The organism is Tabrizicola sp. YIM 78059 (assembly GCF_004959785.1).
Classification (GTDB): Bacteria; Pseudomonadota; Alphaproteobacteria; order Rhodobacterales; family Rhodobacteraceae; genus Tabrizicola; species Tabrizicola caldifontis.
Genome location: NZ_SJZH01000044.1, coordinates 1 through 2287 on the forward strand (window position 1 = coordinate 1; position 2287 = coordinate 2287).

The 2287-nt window shown below is 66.6% G+C and carries 3 protein-coding genes and 1 pseudogene; 3 read left to right on the top strand and 1 reads right to left on the bottom strand.

The genetic code is table 11. The annotated features are described in order from the left end of the window. Nucleotides 1-139: 139 nt before the first annotated feature. Nucleotides 140-1111, bottom strand: a complete 972-nt coding sequence (locus tag EZM81_RS17880) for an arginase family protein (RefSeq protein WP_169052410.1) — start codon at nucleotides 1109-1111, stop codon at nucleotides 140-142. Nucleotides 1112-1358: 247 nt separating this feature from the next. On the opposite strand from EZM81_RS17880, the gene EZM81_RS18395 reads away from it, so the two are divergent. The 3 genes and pseudogenes from EZM81_RS18395 to EZM81_RS18620 all read left to right on the top strand — a co-directional run. Further along, nucleotides 1359-1577 (top strand): hypothetical protein, encoded by a 219-nt coding sequence (locus EZM81_RS18395; RefSeq protein ID WP_169052411.1) that lies wholly within the window; start codon nucleotides 1359-1361, stop codon nucleotides 1575-1577. Continuing rightward, a complete protein-coding gene (locus tag EZM81_RS17885; RefSeq protein WP_136646723.1) occupies nucleotides 1574-2155 on the top strand; it encodes a DUF2924 domain-containing protein in 582 nt (193 codons plus the stop codon). Before EZM81_RS18395 ends, EZM81_RS17885 begins: the two co-directional genes overlap by 4 nt. Further along, nucleotides 2152-2287, top strand: a pseudogene (locus tag EZM81_RS18620) (recombinase family protein); the annotation flags it as partial. The gene EZM81_RS17885 and the pseudogene EZM81_RS18620, both read left to right, overlap by 4 nt.

Here is a 2287-nt window from a genome sequence, read left to right on the forward strand (position 1 = left end):
TGTTCTGGCTATGACGCGACAACGAGTCCTGACCCTAAGACGCCGTTGTGGCGGGCGGCGTTGCAGCTGGAGACGGATGGGATGGTGCGTGGCGCGACGCGGCATTGAGGATCCGATCCTCACGCCTCAGGCGCATCCGTCATTCTCCCACAGGCGGACCGTCCCTGCCTGAGCGCCAACCCTCCACAAGCGCCGCCCCGAGCGCGTTGATCACCAGCCGCCCGGCCGTGACCGAAGTGATCGCGTTCGGCAGATCGATCGAGGGCGCGACCTCGACGATGTCCATGCCTTTCAGTCCGCCTTCGGCCGCAAGGTGGCGCAGGATCCGCCGAACCTGGCCGAAGCCGAGGCCCCCGGGCACGGGCCCCAGTACGGCCGGCATTACCGAGGGATCGAACCCGTCCGCATCGACCGTCAGGTAGAAGGGTCCGCGCCCTGCAAGATGCTGCAGCACGGGCGCCAGCCCCTCGTCGTGGATCTGGTGGGCGGTGAAGATCGTCGCCCCGTGATCGCGCGCGGCCTGCACCTCCTCGGCCCGGGCGCTGCCGGTTCCGCGGATTCCGATCTGCGTGATCCCCGATACCCAGGGCAGTTCCGAGGCCCTGCGCATCGGGCTGGAATAGCCGCGCGATGCGCCGCGCACCTCGTCGCGCCAGTCGATGTGCGCATCGATCTGCACGATGTGAAGCGGACGGCCCAGAACCTCGAGCGCCGAGAGCACGGGAATGGTGACACCGTGATCGCCCCCGAGAACCGCCACGAACCGCGAGGTGACCAGAAGACGCTTCAAGGTGTCCACGCTCTGGTTGAAATGTGCATCGAAATCGTTGCCGGCCTCGACCAGATTGCCGGCATCCCGCCCGCCCGCAGGAAGGATGTGGGCAAGCGGCGCGCCGATGTCGAAATCCCAGTGCTGCGACCCGTCGCAGAACTGCCCGGACTGCCGGCGGATTGCCTCGGGAGCCCCGGCCTGGTCGTTGGGGCGCGCCTCGCCCGGATAGTGCTGGCTGAACGGCAGGCCGATCACCGCGGCATCGGCGGGCGTCCACAGTTCCGGGTCGGTTTCGATGGTCCAGTCGAGGAATGGTCGATTCGGCGCAGCCAGCGGCATGAAGGAAACTCCGTTCGGACCTTCATGATAGGTTTGCCGAAAGGGAATGGCCAACATGATCTTCCGCGCGGCATCCGGAACTGAATAACGCGTCGCAGAACGCTGCTTGGCCGACTGCGATATCCGGAGGAATGCACGACTGACTTCCCGGCTCTTCGCGCTCCTTTGACAACCCCTTGTTTCAACTTGAAATCCTCTGCCGCGGCCGGCGAACACGGAGCAAACCGCCTCAGGAGGTTCGCTCCCAATGCAAGACGACATCGCCTTCGCGCCGCCCGCCGAGAAGCTTTCCACAGATGAGCGGCTGACGGAGTTGGCCGCAATCCTCGCCAGCGCCATCGCACGGACCAACCCACGGGAAACGAACGAGAATTCTTCGCTCGACGGAGACAGTTCGCTGGACATTCTCGCCCTCAGACGCCGTCGTCGGAGACAGGTGCAAAACCGAGTTGGAGACGACGCATGAGGAAAAACACAAGGAATTCAGATGCAAAGGCTGCGCTCGCGCGCCAGGCAGAGGGGATCGACGTCCTGGCGGAACTGGCGGCGCTCAAGGCGATGACGGTGCCCGAGTTGCAGGGCAAGTGGCGGGCCATGTTCGGCGAGCCCGCGCCGAACGCCAGCCGGGAGAACCTGGAGCTGCGGATCGGCTACCGCATCCAGGAACTGGCCCATGGCGGCATCAAGCCCGCGACGCGGCGCACGCTGGACGCGCTGGCGGCCGAGGTCGCCTCGGGCGCGCCGGGGCCGCTGATCGCCGATCCGCGCCGCCCGATCCCCGGCACCAAACTGGTGCGCGAATGGGAGGGGGAGGAGAAGGTCGTCACCGTCCTGACCGACGGCTTCGAATGGCAGGGCCGGCGGTTCAAGTCGCTTTCGGCCGCCGTGCGGGCGATCACCGGCAGCCACTGGAACGGGTGGAAGTTCTTCGGGCTGGCCCATGGCGCTGAGGGTGAGGCGCGGCGGCCGAAGGCCGGCCATCGATCCGGTGGATTGATGGCAGCGACGAACGCCCGGAGCGCAAGCGGAGGGCCGAACCCATGAGCCGCGCCAAGCCAGAGCCCTTCCGCCGCCTGCGCTGCGCCATCTACACCCGCAAGTCGAGCGAGGAAGGGCTCGATATGGAGTTCAACAGCCTCGATGCGCAGCGCGAGGCCTGCGAGGCCTACATCGCCT